General features: G+C 48.0%; 15 protein-coding genes. All 15 read right to left on the reverse strand.

Features of this window, described 5'->3' with window-relative positions; genetic code table 11:
- Positions 1 to 203: 203 nt before the first annotated feature.
- On the reverse strand, positions 204 to 1,154 hold the full coding sequence (locus HFE01_RS23695) for a peptidyl-prolyl cis-trans isomerase (RefSeq protein WP_107735121.1): 951 nt from the start codon (positions 1,152 to 1,154) through the stop codon (positions 204 to 206).
- Between the two features lie 20 nt (positions 1,155 to 1,174).
- Entirely contained in the window at positions 1,175 to 2,059 is an 885-nt protein-coding gene (gene hslO / locus HFE01_RS23700) for an Hsp33 family molecular chaperone HslO (RefSeq protein WP_107735122.1), read from the reverse strand.
- A gap of 217 nt (positions 2,060 to 2,276) precedes the next feature.
- Positions 2,277 to 3,044 carry a type III pantothenate kinase gene (locus HFE01_RS23705; RefSeq protein WP_076294550.1) on the reverse strand — a complete coding sequence of 256 codons (768 nt, stop codon included), beginning with the start codon at positions 3,042 to 3,044 and terminating at the stop codon, positions 2,277 to 2,279.
- Between the two features lie 6 nt (positions 3,045 to 3,050).
- Complete coding sequence (gene nadC / locus HFE01_RS23710; protein ID WP_167438696.1) at positions 3,051 to 3,941, reverse strand: carboxylating nicotinate-nucleotide diphosphorylase; 891 nt, start codon at positions 3,939 to 3,941, stop codon at positions 3,051 to 3,053.
- Positions 3,931 to 5,544, reverse strand: coding sequence for an L-aspartate oxidase (gene nadB, locus HFE01_RS23715; protein WP_167438697.1), 1,614 nt, complete (start codon positions 5,542 to 5,544; stop codon positions 3,931 to 3,933). Before nadB ends, nadC begins: the two co-directional genes overlap by 11 nt.
- A 280-nt stretch (positions 5,545 to 5,824) precedes the next feature.
- On the reverse strand, positions 5,825 to 7,864 hold the full coding sequence (gene ftsH, locus HFE01_RS23720) for an ATP-dependent zinc metalloprotease FtsH (RefSeq protein WP_017427052.1): 2,040 nt from the start codon (positions 7,862 to 7,864) through the stop codon (positions 5,825 to 5,827).
- A gap of 97 nt (positions 7,865 to 7,961) precedes the next feature.
- Positions 7,962 to 8,501: a hypoxanthine phosphoribosyltransferase gene (gene hpt, locus HFE01_RS23725; RefSeq protein WP_013368693.1), complete on the reverse strand. Its 540-nt coding sequence runs from the start codon at positions 8,499 to 8,501 to the stop codon at positions 7,962 to 7,964.
- Positions 8,502 to 8,548: 47 nt separating this feature from the next.
- Positions 8,549 to 9,997 (reverse strand): tRNA lysidine(34) synthetase TilS, encoded by a 1,449-nt coding sequence (gene tilS, locus HFE01_RS23730; protein ID WP_123796609.1) that lies wholly within the window; start codon positions 9,995 to 9,997, stop codon positions 8,549 to 8,551.
- A 66-nt stretch (positions 9,998 to 10,063) separates the two neighbouring features.
- Positions 10,064 to 11,002 (reverse strand): protein kinase domain-containing protein, encoded by a 939-nt coding sequence (locus HFE01_RS23735; RefSeq protein ID WP_016818909.1) that lies wholly within the window; start codon positions 11,000 to 11,002, stop codon positions 10,064 to 10,066.
- The gene (locus HFE01_RS23740) at positions 10,986 to 11,735 is read right to left on the reverse strand and encodes a vWA domain-containing protein (RefSeq protein ID WP_016818910.1); all 750 of its coding nucleotides are present in this window, start codon (positions 11,733 to 11,735) and stop codon (positions 10,986 to 10,988) included. The genes HFE01_RS23735 and HFE01_RS23740 overlap by 17 nt, the downstream gene beginning before the upstream one ends.
- A 126-nt stretch (positions 11,736 to 11,861) precedes the next feature.
- Positions 11,862 to 14,369: a stage II sporulation protein E gene (spoIIE, locus tag HFE01_RS23745; protein WP_019685739.1), complete on the reverse strand. Its 2,508-nt coding sequence runs from the start codon at positions 14,367 to 14,369 to the stop codon at positions 11,862 to 11,864.
- A gap of 506 nt (positions 14,370 to 14,875) precedes the next feature.
- Entirely contained in the window at positions 14,876 to 15,391 is a 516-nt protein-coding gene (locus tag HFE01_RS23750) for a S1 domain-containing RNA-binding protein (RefSeq protein ID WP_013368688.1), read from the reverse strand.
- Positions 15,392 to 15,514: 123 nt separating this feature from the next.
- A complete protein-coding gene (locus HFE01_RS23755) occupies positions 15,515 to 15,844 on the reverse strand; it encodes an FtsB family cell division protein (RefSeq protein WP_013368687.1) in 330 nt (109 codons plus the stop codon).
- A gap of 4 nt (positions 15,845 to 15,848) precedes the next feature.
- Positions 15,849 to 16,427: a spore cortex biosynthesis protein YabQ gene (yabQ, locus tag HFE01_RS23760; protein WP_016818912.1), complete on the reverse strand. Its 579-nt coding sequence runs from the start codon at positions 16,425 to 16,427 to the stop codon at positions 15,849 to 15,851.
- A complete protein-coding gene (gene yabP, locus HFE01_RS23765; protein ID WP_013368685.1) occupies positions 16,424 to 16,708 on the reverse strand; it encodes a sporulation protein YabP in 285 nt (94 codons plus the stop codon). Before yabP ends, yabQ begins: the two co-directional genes overlap by 4 nt.
- Between the last annotated feature and the right edge of the window lie 43 nt (positions 16,709 to 16,751).

The following is a 16,751-nucleotide window of genomic DNA, read 5'->3' on the forward strand; positions in this document are numbered from 1 at the left end:
TTGCGAAAACATATTGTAGATGATTCTAGGTAAATCATTCTTCGTGTTATGCCGTTCATTTAATTTCCGATAAAAATAGTTGGTTTTATACGCTAATCATAACAATCTTCAATTCCATTGTCAATACGAGTAAATAAGCTACAATGCTGTTCGCCCGCGTTATCCGCACCGTGCTTCCTTCAGATCTAGATTCTTTTACGACGCTATAGAGAAGCGGAAGGTTCCTCTTTCCCAGATAAAATACGAGCTCCATATTTATCACGCAGACTCTTCTCGACCTCATCCAAAGGAGCGGCTTGTGCAAGCGCAAGCGACCGGCGAATTTGCTGACGAATCTGCCGCTTATCCGAAGAACTCTTTAGCCTGACATCCTGTACATAAATGACCGCATAGCCATCGTTAATGGAGATGGGACCTGCAACGTCCCCGGAGCTTAGTTCTCTTGCCGCTTTCATGATCGCCTCCGGTTGATATGGGTCATATTCATCCACCCATCCTAGCTGTCCGCTATGATCCTCGCCGAGAAGATTACCTGAGCCTGAATGTTCCCGAAGCAGCGTGTCGAAGCTTTCTCCTTGCTTAACCCGATCCAGCAACACCTCTGCTTCCTCTGCTTTGGCCACATAAAGAGCTGCCAGTTTGATCTGCTTACCAACGGCAAATTCCTCAGGGTGCTGTTCCCAATACTCGTCAATCTCCGTTTCCTCAACCTGAATACCTTGCGTGGCTATTTTCTCCAAGCCAATTCGGTACTCCGCTTCATTCCGCAAGTCAACCGGATCTAGGCCAAATTGTCGCTGCATTTCCTCAAAGTAGGCGTGTTCTGAGTCGTACCCTTTGCTATCCTGCTCCAGCACCTGCTGTAAATCCTCTTGGGTGATCTTGATACCGAGACGCTTGGTTTCAGCCTGCACGGCTCTACGATTCAACATTTGCAACAGCGTATTCGTTCCATATCGCTTTTTCAGTTCCGCTACCCACTGTTCCTCCGATATGCCTTCCTGACCCATCTCCGCCACAGTATGATCGCCGTCATCCTTGCTTACATCACCCGGCTTTAACAGCCCCCGAAGCATGATAAGACCACCCAAGGCGGCGACGCTAACGGTCAGAATAATGACAGCTGTCCATAATCCCTTTTCCCGTGTAGTCATCGCTTACACCGCCTATCCGGTTAGGCCTTGGCTTGATCTAACAGATTTTGCAATTCATCCTTATTAAACTGATAAGCCTCGTTACAAAAGTGACACACGACCTCAGCCTGTCCTTCTTCCTCAATCAATTGCTTCAATTCACTTTCTCCCAGACTGATCAATGTTTTTTCTACGCGCTCGCGTGAGCACTCACATTGAAAATGGATATCCATTTCATCAAGGATTCGAACGTCCGGCAGCATCCAACGCAGCATTTCGTCAAGCTCTAGCCCTTGATCCAACAGAGCGGTAACGGGTGGAACTGAGCCGACTGCATTTTCGATAGCAGTAATCTCATCATCATTCAGGCCTGGAAGCAACTGAATAATAAACCCGCCGGCCACTATAACGGAGTTATCCGTATCTACCAGCACACCCAAACCCACCGCTGACGGAGTCTGTTCGGATTTGGCAAAATAATAGGTAAAGTCTTCACCAAGTTCACCTGAAATAATCGGGATACTACCGCGATACGGCTCTTTTAATCCCAAATCCTTGATGATATGAATAAATCCCTCTGTACCTACTGCACCCGCTACATCCAGTTTGCCCATACTATTGCTTGGCAAATGCACATGGGGCTCAGTAACATACCCTCGCACTTCCCCTACAGCATTGGCATCCACGACGATTTGACCAATCGGCCCATCACCTTTGACTTGAATGGTTAGTCTTTCTTTGCCTTTGAGCATGGAACCCATAATTGCACCTGCTGTGAGAGTTCGTCCCAAAGCAGCAGTTGCCGTAGGATAAGTATCATGTCTTCTCCGCAACTCCTCTACCAATTGAGTTGTCCGAACCGCAAAGGCTCTAACCCTGCCATCCATGGCTGTACCGCGAATAAGTCGATCCTGCTTATTTTCCATATTGATATCCTCCCCTATTATCCAAGGCAGCCATGCTGCTTATTTTCGTTAGTATTTCCTCATCCTTGAAACATCATTTCCCACTATATAAACAACCTGCCTTAACAGATCACCGAATTGTTCAAAAACGTAACATATTTCAGTATAGACGAAAAACGCCGCTAATCCAAACCGATAAGATCATCGGCTTGACTCAGCGGCAGCTTATATCCACTTTTTATTCGGCGTTACGTTGGTAAATGATGCGTAATCCTTCGAGCGTCAACATCGGCAACACTTTCTGAATGCTCTCTGTCTCTGATGCGATTAGCTCTGCAAGACCTCCGGTAGCAATAACCGTGGGTTCTGCCTGCATTTCTTCCTTAATGCGCCTCACAATGCCATCCACTTGTCCAGCGTAACCGAAAATAATCCCGGCTTGCATGGCATGGACCGTATTCCGACCAATAACCTTTTTGGGTTTCTCCAACTCGATACGAGGGAGCTTGGAAGCCCGTTGATACAGTGCCTCTGTCGAAATGCCGATACCCGGCACAATGACTCCACCCAGATAGTTTCCCTTATCGTCAATACAATCAAACGTCGTCGCCGTTCCAAAATCCACCACAACGAGAGGCCCGCCGAACCGTTCTACAGCCGCAACAGCGTTCACGATCCGATCCGCACCTACTTCACGCGGATTCTCATAACGCAGGTTAAGACCGGTCTTGATTCCCGGTCCGACGATTAACGGCGTTTTGCCTATATATTTATCGCACATTTCCTCTAATACACGGACCAAGGGCGGAACGACAGAGGAAATAATAACTCCCTGAATGTCATCCTTTAATACGCCGCCCATACTAAAAAGATTATGTATGAGTACGCCGTATTCATCCGCGGTTGCCTGTCTGGAGGTGCTGATCCGGTAGTGATGCAACAGCTCGCGCCCTTCATAGATCCCCAGAACAATATTGGTATTACCTACATCCACTACAAGAATCAATGGGTGTCACCTATCTTTCTTAGCGTTAAGGTCAAGGCTGATATCCAGATTATGAAAAGAGTATGTCAGCCTGCCTACAGAAATCACATCTACGCCGCTCTCAGCCATCTCACGCACTGTATCCAGCGATACATTGCCTGAGGCTTCTGTCTTGACGTATGGGGCCTGTTCACGAATGAAGCGAACGGCTTCCTTCATATCTGGGACGGACATGTTATCCAGCATAATAATATCCGCCCCAGCCTCCAGGGCTTCCCGGACTTGCGTCATGTTTTCCGTCTCTACTTCAATCGTCATTGTATGCGGTATGTGCGCGCGCGCTCGGCTCACCGCCTGTGCAATACCACCCGCGCCCTTAATATGATTATCCTTAATCATAACAGCATCGTATAGACCAAAGCGATGATTCGAGCCACCGCCTACACGCACAGCATACTTCTCCAACAGTCGATGCCCTGGTGTTGTTTTACGTGTGTCCACCAAGCGCGTGGAAAGTCCGTGCAATTGATCTATAAAAGTTCGCGTCCGCGTTGCAATACCGGACATCCGCTGGAGTAAATTTAACGCCAATCGCTCCCCGGTCAAAATCGCATGAGTACTTCCACTCACTTCTGCCAAAACGCTCCCCTTTTCAATCCACTGACCATCGGTCACCAACGGAGTGAACGACAAGGAAGGGTCCACTACCCGAAATACAATTTCCGCCACAGGTAAACCCGCAATCACGCCGCTCTCCTTGGCATGAATGACAGCCTTGGATTGGTGGCCCGGCTCAATCGTCCAACGTGTGGTCACATCGCCAGAACCTGTATCTTCTCGTAGCCAGCTGCGAATTTGTGCCGTCAGTTCCTCCTGATACCCGCTAAACTCTCCATAAAGCTCGCTGTTAGATGTCATGAACGCTCTCCTCCGTTATGCCTTGCTCACGTCGCTGCTGAACATGCTTTCGCCACTTGCAATCATCTGTCTCAGGGAAGTCCTCACGATAGTGTGCCCCCCGACTCTCCTCACGCAGCAACGCACCATCTGCTACTAATAAAGCACAGGTGAGCAAATTGGCGAATTCGATCTCTTCCCGACTGGTGATCACAGCCTGAAAAGCAGTCACTAGCCCGCGCAGCTCTTCTAAAGCTGCTTGCAGCCCTTCACTATGCCGACGAACTCCAGCATAATGAACCATCGTTTCTTGCAGCTTATACCGCTGTTCCGCGACGGATGAAGCCTGAAACTCTGAACGGTTATCATTGTAAGATATCAAAGTATGGCCAACCAGCGGTGGCAATGAATGCAGCCGCTCGATAATCCTACTGGCGAACACAATAGCTTCAGATAGCGAATTGCTCGCCAGACGATTAGCGCCGTGAACACCTGTGGAAGAAGTCTCTCCACAAGCGAACAAACGCCTAACAGAGCTTTCCCCGTATAGATTAGTCTGGATACCACCCATCATATAATGGGCAGCAGGAGCAATGGGAATCCAGCCTGTCGTCATATCCAACCCATATGACAGACATGTCCGATAGATCGTTGGAAAACGTTGCTTTACCCGCTCAGGCGGCTCGTGTGTAATATCCAGGTATACAAACGTAGACTGAGTGCGTTCCATCTCATGGATGATCGCACGAGCTACGATATCTCTGGGTGCAAGCTCCTGCCGGGAATCGTACTTGTCCATGAAGCGTTCTCCATGAATGTTGCGTAACACGGCCCCTTCTCCCCGTACGGCTTCGGAAATTAGAAACCTTGGAGCGCCCGGATGGCACAACGCCGTAGGATGAAACTGTACGAATTCCATATCCCGTACAACTGCCCCCGCACGATAAGCCATAGCAATACCGTCCCCAGTTGCGATATCCGGGTTAGTCGTGTAACGGTATAATTGCCCGCTACCTCCTGAGCACAAAATGGTTGCATTGGCAGTGATATACGACCTTTCTCCATCTGGCATTTGAACGAGGGCGCCAATACACTCACCATGCTCAGTCAGCAGGTCAATGACCATGCACTCTTCCCACACCTGAATACCGGGATGGGCGACAACCTGATGTGACAAGGCACGCACGATTTCATAACCAGTGGCATCTCCATTTGCATGCAAAATGCGACGATGACTATGCGCCCCCTCTCGGGTTAGCGCTAGTTCACCATTCACACGGTCAAAGGCTGTCCCCAATCGTATTAACTCTTTAATACCGTCTGGTCCTTCATGAACAAGCGTTCTGACCGCCTCGGGTTCACACAGACCTGCACCAGCAATCAGAGTATCTTGCATGTGGTAAGCCGGTGTATCCTCGTCCGATGTGACAGCAGCAATGCCGCCTTGAGCATAACGTGTGTTGCTTTCCATTAAAGTTTTCTTGGTAATCAGCAACACTTTCCGATTCTCCGCAGCCTTAATCGCTGTATATAAGCCCGCAATGCCGGAGCCGATGATTAAGACGTCGGCTTCGTATTGGGTCAATTCCGCTACATCAAAATCAACTAGATATCTTGGAATCATGCCTTTCACCTGATTTCACAGAAGAATAGCGCACACCATAGATCGTACAGTATGCGCTCACGGATATGTTCAAAATGATAGTAAGTCGATTGCAGCGGCTGTTGGCCTTTTAAGCTAGGAAGGCGACAGCCGTTTATTTAACAATAAATGTACACAACGTTCCTGTGTCTGTCAAATCACGTCAGCAATAATCTTCCACATTTAAAAAAGCTTCGGGAAACCAATAGGATCTGGTTCCCCGAAGCTTACATATATGCTTATTCAACTATCCACCAGATAATCAGGTTGTTGTCGGTGGAGTACCGCCGGAATTGCCTGAATTGTTATCATCCTCTGGTTTTTGCAGATTAGGGATATCGTTCGGTTGATCTGTTGTATTCTTAGGCTCGTCATCCTTACCTTGAATACGTACACGAACATCACCGATGTTGTCGATCACAGGCTCACCGTTTTCCGGTGTTCCTTCTCCCTCATTCGTATTGCCGTTCAAAGAACCTGTCTCGATCAAACGTTTGATTTGTTCAAGCTCCAGGGTTTCTTCTTCCAACAAGGTTTGAGCGATCAAATGAACCTCTTTCGAATACTTCGTCAAGAGTTCTCTAGCACGCTCATAGGAGTCAGTGATGAAGCGATTCATCTCCTGGTCAATCTCATAAGCAATCTGATCACTGTAGTTTTGCTCATGACCGATATCACGTCCAAGGAATACTTGACCTTGGGAAGTTCCGAACTGCATCGGGCCGAGCTTCTCACTCATACCGTATTCCACGATCATGCTACGCGCAATGCCTGTCGCTTGTTGGAAGTCACTATAAGCCCCTGTTCCGATCTCACCAATAAACAGCTCCTCGGAAACACGTCCACCCAACAATCCAGTGATTTTGTCCAGCAATTCCTGCTTGGTTGTCAGCATGCGGTCTTCCTTCGGAAGCATGATGACATATCCGCCTGCACGTCCACGTGGAATAATAGTTACCTTGTGAACCATATCGGCATTCTCCAGGAAGTAACCGATAATCGTATGCCCTGCTTCATGATAAGCAACAATCCGTTTCTCGCGGTCACTGATTACGCGGCTGCGTTTTTCAGTACCTACGATCACGCGGTCGATAGCTTCATCTACTTCTCGCATCGAAATATCTCTACGGTTGCGACGAGCGGCCAGCAAGGCAGCTTCGTTCAACAAGTTTTCCAGATCAGCGCCCGTAAAGCCTGTTGTACGTTTCGCAATGACGTCCAATTTAACATCCTTCGTTAATGGTTTGTTGCGTGCATGTACATGCAATACTGCTTCGCGACCTTTAACATCTGGACGGTCAACCGTAATTTGACGGTCAAAACGTCCCGGACGAAGCAAGGCTGGATCAAGAATATCCGGACGGTTAGTAGCAGCAACGATGATAATGCCTTCGTTTGCCCCAAATCCATCCATCTCTACGAGCAATTGGTTGAGCGTTTGCTCACGTTCATCATGTCCGCCACCCAATCCGGCACCACGTTGACGTCCAACAGCATCAATTTCATCAATGAAAATAATACAAGGTGCGTTCTTCTTCGCATTCTCGAACAGGTCGCGAACACGGGAAGCACCGACCCCGACGAACATTTCTACAAAATCAGAACCTGAGATACTGAAAAACGGCACTCCGGCCTCGCCTGCAACAGCTCTCGCCAAGAGTGTTTTACCCGTACCTGGAGGGCCCACTAACAGAACACCTTTTGGAATACGAGCGCCCACGGCTGCGAACTTACGTGGGTCCTTCAAGAATTCTACGACTTCGACAAGCTCCTGCTTCTCTTCGTCAGCCCCTGCTACGTCTTCGAAGGTAACTTTCTTCTTCTCTTCGTTATACAGACGGGCTTTGCTCTTGCCGAAGTTCATTACTTTGCCGCCACCGCCCTGTGCCTGATTAAACAGGAAGAAGAACAACAGGAACATGATCACCAAAGGAATGATAGAAGTCAAAAATGTCAGCCAAATGCTTTCGCCTTCCATTTTCTTCTGTACGTATTCAAACCCGTTCGTTTCGCTGGCATTCACCAGTTCACTTAGTGCTTGATCCGTTGGCGGAACGTATACGGAAAAATTGGTTGATTTAGCATTAGCCGGCTGCTTCTTATATGCACCGGTTACAAGATAGGCGTAACCGTCAAATTGGACCGTTACTTTAGAGATGTTATTAGCTTTAACCTCTTGCCGTAATTGGTCATATCTAGGGAGATCGGAGGCTTCGTTACTGTTGCTAACAAACTGAACGATACCCACCACAACTAAAAAAAGAATCAAATAAAAACCAGAATTCCGGATGAACCGATTCATCCCCTACCTCCTCTCGAGACACTTAAGTTATTTTACCATAGCCTGTAAGCCCTTCTCAACAAAGGACCCTATTTAGTCCTAGGACTGGAGGCTGAGATTAGCTGGTGTAGATTTCCGGCTTTAAAATCCCTATGTATGGGAGGTTCCGGTAGTGCTCGGCATAGTCCAGACCATAGCCGACAACAAACGCATCCGGAAGTGTAAATCCGGTGTAATCAGCTTCAAGATTAACTGTCCGGCGTGCAGGCTTGTCGAACAAAGTTACGACACATACCGAATTGGCATTACGATTTTTAAGCAATTCAATCAAATGTGTCAGTGTCAGACCACTATCGATAATATCTTCGACAATCAGAACATCGCGTCCTTCTACGGAAGCGTCCAAATCTTTGATGATTTTAACGACACCTGATGATTTGGTGGATACTCCATAACTAGATACAGCCATGAAATCAAGTTCCAACGGCACTGTAATGGATTTAACCAAATCGGCCATAAAGATAAACGCACCCTTCAGCACGCAAATCACCAATGGGTTTTTCCCTTCATATTTCACGCTAAGCTGTGCGCCTAATTCCTTGATTTTACTCTGAATTTCTTCTTCACTGATCAATACTTCCTGAATATCATTTTGCAACGGTGTAAACCTCCTAAGTTTATACTATGAAAGCCGTTCCTGCGCAATTACCGGTGCCACGGACTCTCTCGTCTTTGCCATGACATATATATAACCGAAGACGTGTGCTTTTGCACCGCAGCATGTACAGAACGTCGTACGCCCGGAATCCAGAGAACAACTCCAGAATGGTCGCAGACGATGGGAATAACGGAACGCATTGAAGGAGGTATTTTTTCATCAATAAAAATATCTTTAACCTTTTTTCTTCCGTTTAATCCCATTACATACATGGTATCTCCAGGTAATCGCGAGCGTACAGTCAACGGCAGAGTCAATTCATCTGCGTCGAACCATGCTTCTTCCTCATTCGCCGGATGTTGTCCATCCAAATAGGAAGCTCTTTGCCACCGGAGTATACCACCCGCTTCAGGCAACTCAAGCTCACCGGAAATAGGCAATACGCTCAGTCCATAGCTCCATTCACCCATAACGACTTGCGTACGGTCAAACAAAACCGCCTGGTCATATTCGCGGACTCCAACCGCACCGCCGCCCAAGTCCAAGCTCCATGTAGAAGTTGTCTCCTGGAGAAGTCTTAGTCGAACGGTCTCAATTTTACGAAAATCAAAATTCCCACTGTCCGAAGGCAGATAATTTAATATTAGTTTAATCAACCTCCGTTGTAAAGCAACGGATAGCTTACGGTATGATGCGATGGAAAACATGTACCTGCCATTATTGAAATGCACCATTTTCTCGTATACCGACAGTGTAGCTGCCTCCATAAAATCATTTTCGTCAGCCATCGTTTCGGCCAGCCGGTTCAGGGACGGTGTCAGTTGCTCATTATATTGCCCCAAAAAAGGAAGCACATCCATGCGGATGGCATTACGACGGTATTTGGTCGATAAATTAGTGCTGTCTGTCACATAGGAAAGACCATAAAAGTTACAATACTCAATCAAGTCAGCCTTGTACATACGAAGCAGCGGGCGAATGAGTTGCACATTTTTTTCGGTGCGTGCCAAACGCATACCCGCCAAACCCGCCGGTCCGCTACCGCGCAGCAAGTGCAAGAGGACTGTTTCCGCTTGATCATCGCCATGGTGAGCCATAGCAATATGCTGTGCCTCCCACTTCGTAGCCGTATCATGTAAAAAGCTGTACCGTAGCTCACGGGCCGCTTCCTGTGGACCCTTGCCGCTTTCCTTTATATAAGCGGGTGCATCAACCCGGATCATTTCAAATGGAAGCTTGAGCTTTCGGGCAATATTGCGTACCTCTTCAGCCTCCGCATCCGATTCCTCTGGCCTGAAGCCATGATGAACATGAGCGCAGACAAGTTGTAATGGCATATGTATAACGGATATTTCATGTAAAATGTGCAAAAGGGCCACCGAATCCGGTCCGCCGGATACAGCAACCACAATGCGGTCTCCGGGGCTCCACAGGGAATGTTCTCGCGCCAAAGCGAGCACTTCCTGTACAACACCGGTCGGTTTTGTTGTTCCCATTCACGACCCTCTTTTCTCCCGACCGTAAAAATGATGATCCTATGTTATCTTATGTAAGTCATGCTGCTACCTTAACGCAATCCAGAGCGCTCCAGCAAGCAGCAAAAGCGATACCGTGAAAGCATATCCCAACCAGCGTGGATTTCCTCTTTTGACAGATGATTGCCTGACATGCGCGGAAGCCAGACGCGACCAAGCTCGGGCCGCTGCACGAGTATCGGAATATTCCCCACGTACTGCACCCAGCAGCCATTCGGCGTAGGGGCGTAATACACGACTGCGACGAATAATGACTGTCAATTCTGCCGTATTACGTAGCTGCGGCAGCCTACTCGCAGCCGCCTTTAACGATTCGCTCTCCAATATATGAACCGTTAAAAGAGCAAAGGCAAACAGATCATACTGGGGATCAGCATTTCGGCTACCAGCATTCCAAAATCCCCTATCGTACCATTCTGTAAATTGTTTAACACTCCGACCTGCAAGGGACACGCCACCATAATCAATCAACTCAGCCTCTCCATAGGCATTGACCAATATATTTTGAGGCTTCAGGTCGCCAAACACCCATCCTGCCTGATGGAGATCGGCCAGACGATTCAGTATGCCAGTCCCAGCCACACCATACCATTCAGACCCTTTGGCTGCCACAAATTTATGAAGCGGATCTCCTTTAACGTATCGCATAACATAAAAGGGGATCTCCCCATTGCGTAACACTACATCATCCACTTCAAACAAGAAGGAAGGATTCCCATTCCGCTGGAGGGCAGCCTGAGTCCCTTGAGACTGTAATGTGGTCAGCACATTAATCTCCGATTGCAGATCAAGCGTGTTCTTTCCCATTTTGAGAGCAAATTGCCGATCGGCCTGTGCTTCTTTTACCAAATATACAGTTCCGTTCGCTCCCCGGCCCAGCAAGCGCTGGATGACATAGCTACTCCGCTTCCACTTGCCCTTGATGACCGTTCCGGGTGCAAGAACGGGATCAGACGACGTAGTCACCGAGCATCCCTTCTCCTTTGCCATAGGATTCTTCCAGATCTTTCTGTTCCCCTAGTGTAACATATCGGTAATAATCAATCACTTGTAAAATGGCTGGTCCTGTCGGTGTCGCTCCTTTCATCCGCAAGCGTCCGAATATCGATTTGATCTGGTCTAGCTCAGAGGTCCACCCGATATCCATGACTGCGTCTTCTCCCATTCGTCCACCCGGAAAATGAAATACAGATATACGGCTGAGTCCGCTTCTGGACTGTAAACTGAGCAGCAAATCGCGGATACTATCCTCTACAGCAGGCAGCTTAGGCTTCATGCTTGCACTTGCATCAATGAGTAAGGCAATTTCCAGAGGGCTTGTTTCTGTCAGTTCATCCATTACCTCAACTACCTGGGCTCGTTTGGCCGGAGGCAGTTCACCGATATGCCGGGCGCCGCCCTCACCCAAAATGTGCGTTAACTCTCTATTAACCGCCTGCTGAATCGTTTGAACCACTGTTTTGCGCGTCATCATTTGCATGGTTTGCGCCAACTGCTTCGTACCGACGATTTGGCTAAACCCTCCCCCTGCTTTAGCAATTTCCTGAATTTCTGCGCTCCCAAGCTCGCCGATAGTTCCATAATCTATGACTCCGGCGACGTTCACTGTAATTCCCTCACGTAAAGCTTGGGCAGCCGCCATCACTGGGCTAACCCCTACGTTAGAGCATCCATCTGTAATGATCAAAATTTGCTTCATCGCTTTTTGACCTCCGCTTCCTCTTAATCTATTCCGATAGATTCTATCTTTGCCTAATCCGGAACGATTCAAACGAAGGATGCGGATTTTTAAAAATGAATAAGCAATTTCCCGGGCAATGTGAGTCTAGCTCACCGTCCGCGGACGTTCCAACCACCTCATGCCAGGTACATGAAGGGTGGCCCACTCTGGGCGAAAGTGATCTATTTTACTAACAACTACAGTCATATCATCATAGATTTGATTTTGTTGATATCGAATAACCCGTTCTAGCAAACAGTCGGCCAGTTCCTGCGGGTCCTCACTTTCAATCTCTTGAATCATGCGTTTCATCCATATTTCTTTATTGACTGCATAACCCGGTGAATCGTATATACCGTCTGTTATCATAATGAGAATATCTCCTGGCTGGAGCTGCAACGACACCAAATCAACTTCGATATCCTGTATAATGCCAATCGGTAAATTGCTGGCAGATACGGGAATGACCTCCTCCCCCCTTTTAATAAAGCTTGGTGTAGATCCAATCTTCATAAAGGTTGTCCGAGCCGTATACTGATCAATCAGCGCCATATCCACCGTAGCATACATTTCCTCAGGTGATCGGAGCATCAGGACAGAGTTAACCGACTTGATCGCTAATTTTTCGTCCATACCTGATTGCAGTAGTTCTTCCAAAATGTTAAGTGCTGCACTGCTCTCTTGCTGCGCACGCTCTCCGTTCCCCATACCGTCACTTAAAGAGACTGCGAAAGTCCCATTCCCTAACTCCATCATGCTGTAACTGTCTCCTGAGAAGAAATCGCCTCCTTTGGCCGCACTAGCTACTCCTGTAGCAATCTCATACGTTTTAGCAGAGCCGAACATGACTGTAGCCAAGCCTTGGCGGCGATCTGCCGCCGTTTCGCGCATGACAGCTATATGCTCGTCCAGTATGTCCGACAGCAGTGGAGCAATGATTTTCCGACATTCATCAAATCCCCTTGTATAGGCATGGACAATCTCTATTTCAACCTGACCTGCATCCAGGCTAATAATCTCAATGGATTGAATGGACAAGCCGAGTCGATCAAGAGCCTCTCGGATTTGCTCTTCCTGCCGATGCATGGTCTGCCCTTCTCGCTGAATTTCCCGCGCTAAATCCTCCATAATTTGCGATACACCGGATAGCTGGTCAGCAACAAGCTGACGACTATCGTATACTTGGCGCTTCCACTGCATATTATGTTGGTAGAGACTATACTGCTGCTTCATTACCTGCAGGACAGCGCCCGTCTTGGCACATGCCTTGCTCCATTGTGGCGGCATCTGCTCCGGCTCCAAATCAGGATTATCCTCAATGGCGCTCATCATTTCCGTCATATACTGATGGGTTTGCATAAACTTGCCGTCCCAGCACTGCTCGCACTTAAAGCAAGAGGCACAGGTTCCTTCCGCCACCGCATTCATAAAGTGTTCCATTTCTCCGTCCGGTTTTGCTCCCTCACTCGCAGATATCTGATGGAAGCTGCGCGATAGCTGGCTGAATACACGGGAAAATTTCGTCACCCGCTCGGCAGTGAGATCACGAACTCTTTTGGCATATTCATGCTGGGACTTGGCGTGATCCTGCGTACCAGGGACATAGGTAGAAACCGCTTTAAAGAAACTTTTTGGAGTCATTAAAAATAATAGAATTGCCGCACAGCTCTCCCAAGTTGATGTCAACACGTCCCCAGTCCCATCCAAATAGATCGTCAAAATGGAGGAGCCCAACAGCATGCCAAGGGCCACTGCACCTTTTCTCCCTTCACGCAGCATTCCTGCCAGCAAACCTGCAAAAGCAAGTAGACTCATCTGCACAATTGCGGACATATTGGCCAGGCTTAAAATTAAACCGGTAATCACACCGACCGAAGCACCCAACGAAGCACCTCCCACCAAAGCAAACACCAAGACCAAATATCGTGAAAGCACATGATCGACAGACAGTGAATGAACGGTCCATCCTACTGCTCCCGTCATCACAGAGGCTAATAGAATAATCAGACACAAAATTTCTTCGTTCTTCAATTGGCTTGCCTTCTTGCGGTACGTAAACAGCGGTATGGCCTGTGTGAACACCAATGTAAGCATAAAACTGAGCACCGCATCCGTTCCCACAATGACAAGCTCATACCATGTAAAAGCCGGAGCCATCACGGCGTTAAATAAATTGACCATAAACACAGACAAGAAGACCATAAGCGGGGCATAGGATAATTCCAGACGATCGAAGGTACGTAGCCCGCGATACAGGAGATAAAATACGATTAGCTCACCACCAATCATGAACAACGATGGGTAAGGAGCTAACAGGCTGCCTAGCACAACGGATACAGCTACAGGCAGCATTAGATCACGCCGAAGGAACGTAATGACCGCAAAATAAGCGAGGGCAAAAGGAGAAAGCTCGTCCAAAATAGTGGCGCGTCCCAGTAGAACTCCCATAGCTGACAATAGCAGCATCCATCTTTGCGCGGTTACCCATTGCACCATTTTATGTGAATCGAGCCGTTTCTTGAGTCTGGAAGGCCAACCTTCCGTACGCTCTTTGGATTTGGACTTTCTAGATTTTAACCCCGGAAAATGTACCACGTTCCATTTCTCCATCATGCGTCAGGCACCCCATTCATCAATTTGATGTTCCCATCTTAAACCGGAACGATTGAGAAAGTTTGTCAGAACCTCACGTCTTATTCCAAGAAATTTCCGACAAAAAAACGTGCCGCGCGAAAGGACAGAGCATCCCCCTGTACATCAAGCTGCGCCCGTATGGAAGCAGATGGAAGTTGTATCACTCCACGCCTTGCACGGCCTCTGTATGTCGTCCACCCTGATGCCCAGACTAGCGATTTGCACAGAAGATAGACGGAAAACCGGTGGAGTTTGTCGGACGATTATGCCCACACGACAAAAAAAACATCCAACATTTCAGTACGATGCTTCTACTCTTCTTCATGAAACTACTAATCTTAAAAATGTGCCTGTACACCTTCGCCCAAATGTATTGCCCGCAGCCACAGCTTGTCGCATCTCTTGTCGGTAGAACGCAAAAAAACCGTAGCAGTCTTTCGACTGTACGGTTTTCCGTGTATGGTTGATACGGTTGTCAAAGTGAATTAAACACGCTTCGCGCCGCGTCCTCCGCGTTTACCTTCGGTGTTCTTTTTCAGCGACGAAATGCGTTCCTCACTATCTTTCAGGAAGCGTGACATTTTATCCTCAAATGAAGGTTTACCCGGTGCAGGCTTGAAAGAACGGCCTCCACGATCGCGGTTGAAACCACCACCGCGTCCCTGACTTGGACCTGAACCTCCGCCGCCAAAACGGTCTCCTCCGCCTGGTCCTCCTGTACGCTCCGGTCTTGGAGCTCTTGGGGGACGGGCTTCACTTGCCGGCTTATCAATCGTTTGCTTAATGGAAAGTCCGATTTTGCCATCTTTGTCAACATTAATGACTTTCACCGTCACAACATCATTAATCTTCAGGTGGTCGTTAACATCCTTAACATAATTATCGGCGATTTCCGAGATGTGAACGAGACCCGTGACACCTCCAGACAAATCCACAAATGCTCCAAAATGCGTGATGCCTGTCACTTTGCCCTCTAACTTGGTGCCCACTTCAATTGCCATAGAATAAAATGATCCTCCCTTAAAATATACAACCGATTTTTTTGCAAAAAAATCCCGCTGTGGTGATTTGATTATACAAAATGGCGGAACCAAGGTCAACTAAGCATTGGCCCGATAATGCCTCTATTTTTGATCTCCGATGATTGGCGTCTCTTCCGGTTTGTAAAGACCGTACTTGCTTCTAGCAATTTCTCCAATGTACTCAGGGTCCTTGAGACGATTCACTTCGGTTTGAAGCTGTTGTTCCGTTTGTGTAGCAGCTTGCTTCTGTTTTTCCTTCTGGGTGAGCTGTTCACTTCGATCGGCCATGATCATGCCTTGAGAAAAAAAGGTGAATATGGCCCAACTACCAAAGGCGGCAAGCGATAGCAACCAAATCATGATTCGCCTGCGCCCGCCCGCATTGGACTTGGACGTAGGAGATGAATGGCGATCTACAGACGAATTACGCATGATACTACCCCCTTCCAAACCATCTTTTTGCTGTATTTTTCAGTCTGATACCTAGCTTTATGAGCGGATCTGGCGTCTTCCAGCGCGCTATAAGCGGACGGATCAACCAAAGAATCGGCTTCCAAACCGGCATCAGGATGTATATCAGCATCCTTCCTAGGAACACAATAAGTGCCCATGTCCATCCGACCAGCTTGCGTAACAGCCGATACAGCGCTAACACCGGAAGAACAATCAGGATGCGCAGTATGCTGTTCACGATCAACGTCAGTCTGCGAACGATCTCTATTAACATTACCACAAAACGTTGGGTTGTAACACTAAAGGCCCAAAAATAGAGCCAAACCCCCAAAAGTAGTCCTAAAAAGACATAAAACCGCAGCTCACCGCGATTACTCGCGTACAGCACACGGAAAATAAACAAAGCCGAGGCCACCCAATACAGCACGTCCAACATATGAACACTCCAACGGGCAAAATGAAAGCGGATTGACAGCACCCGGTAGCTGTCAAATACCACTCCCATCGCTATGCCCGACAATAGCATCCACGTCAATGTCAGCCATTGTGTGTAAGGGTTCATTTGAAGAGCTTGCCGAATAGGCTTTTTCCGTTTTTGGCCGGGGCCCCAGGCTCTAGGTAGACGAGGGAAGTAATCAGACCTTCAATGGACAGCAGCCCCTCTTCCAGACTGAGGTTTTTGATATGTAAATGTTGTCCGCGAATGGTGAGATGGCCCAGCTCGGTCTGAAGCAAAAACTCTTCACTGTCAAAGCTCTCCACATTGCTGACGCCTGAAATGTCGAGCTGCTTGCGGCTTTGCATGCGCAGATCATGGTGCTTGGACTTCCCTTGTTCAATCATGGCATGTACCCCTCCTTCTGTTCTTAGCTTATGAAGGGGTGGG

The sequence above is a fragment of the Paenibacillus sp. EKM10P genome, assembly GCF_011800655.1.
In the GTDB taxonomy this organism is placed as follows: domain Bacteria; phylum Bacillota; class Bacilli; order Paenibacillales; family Paenibacillaceae; genus Paenibacillus; species Paenibacillus polymyxa.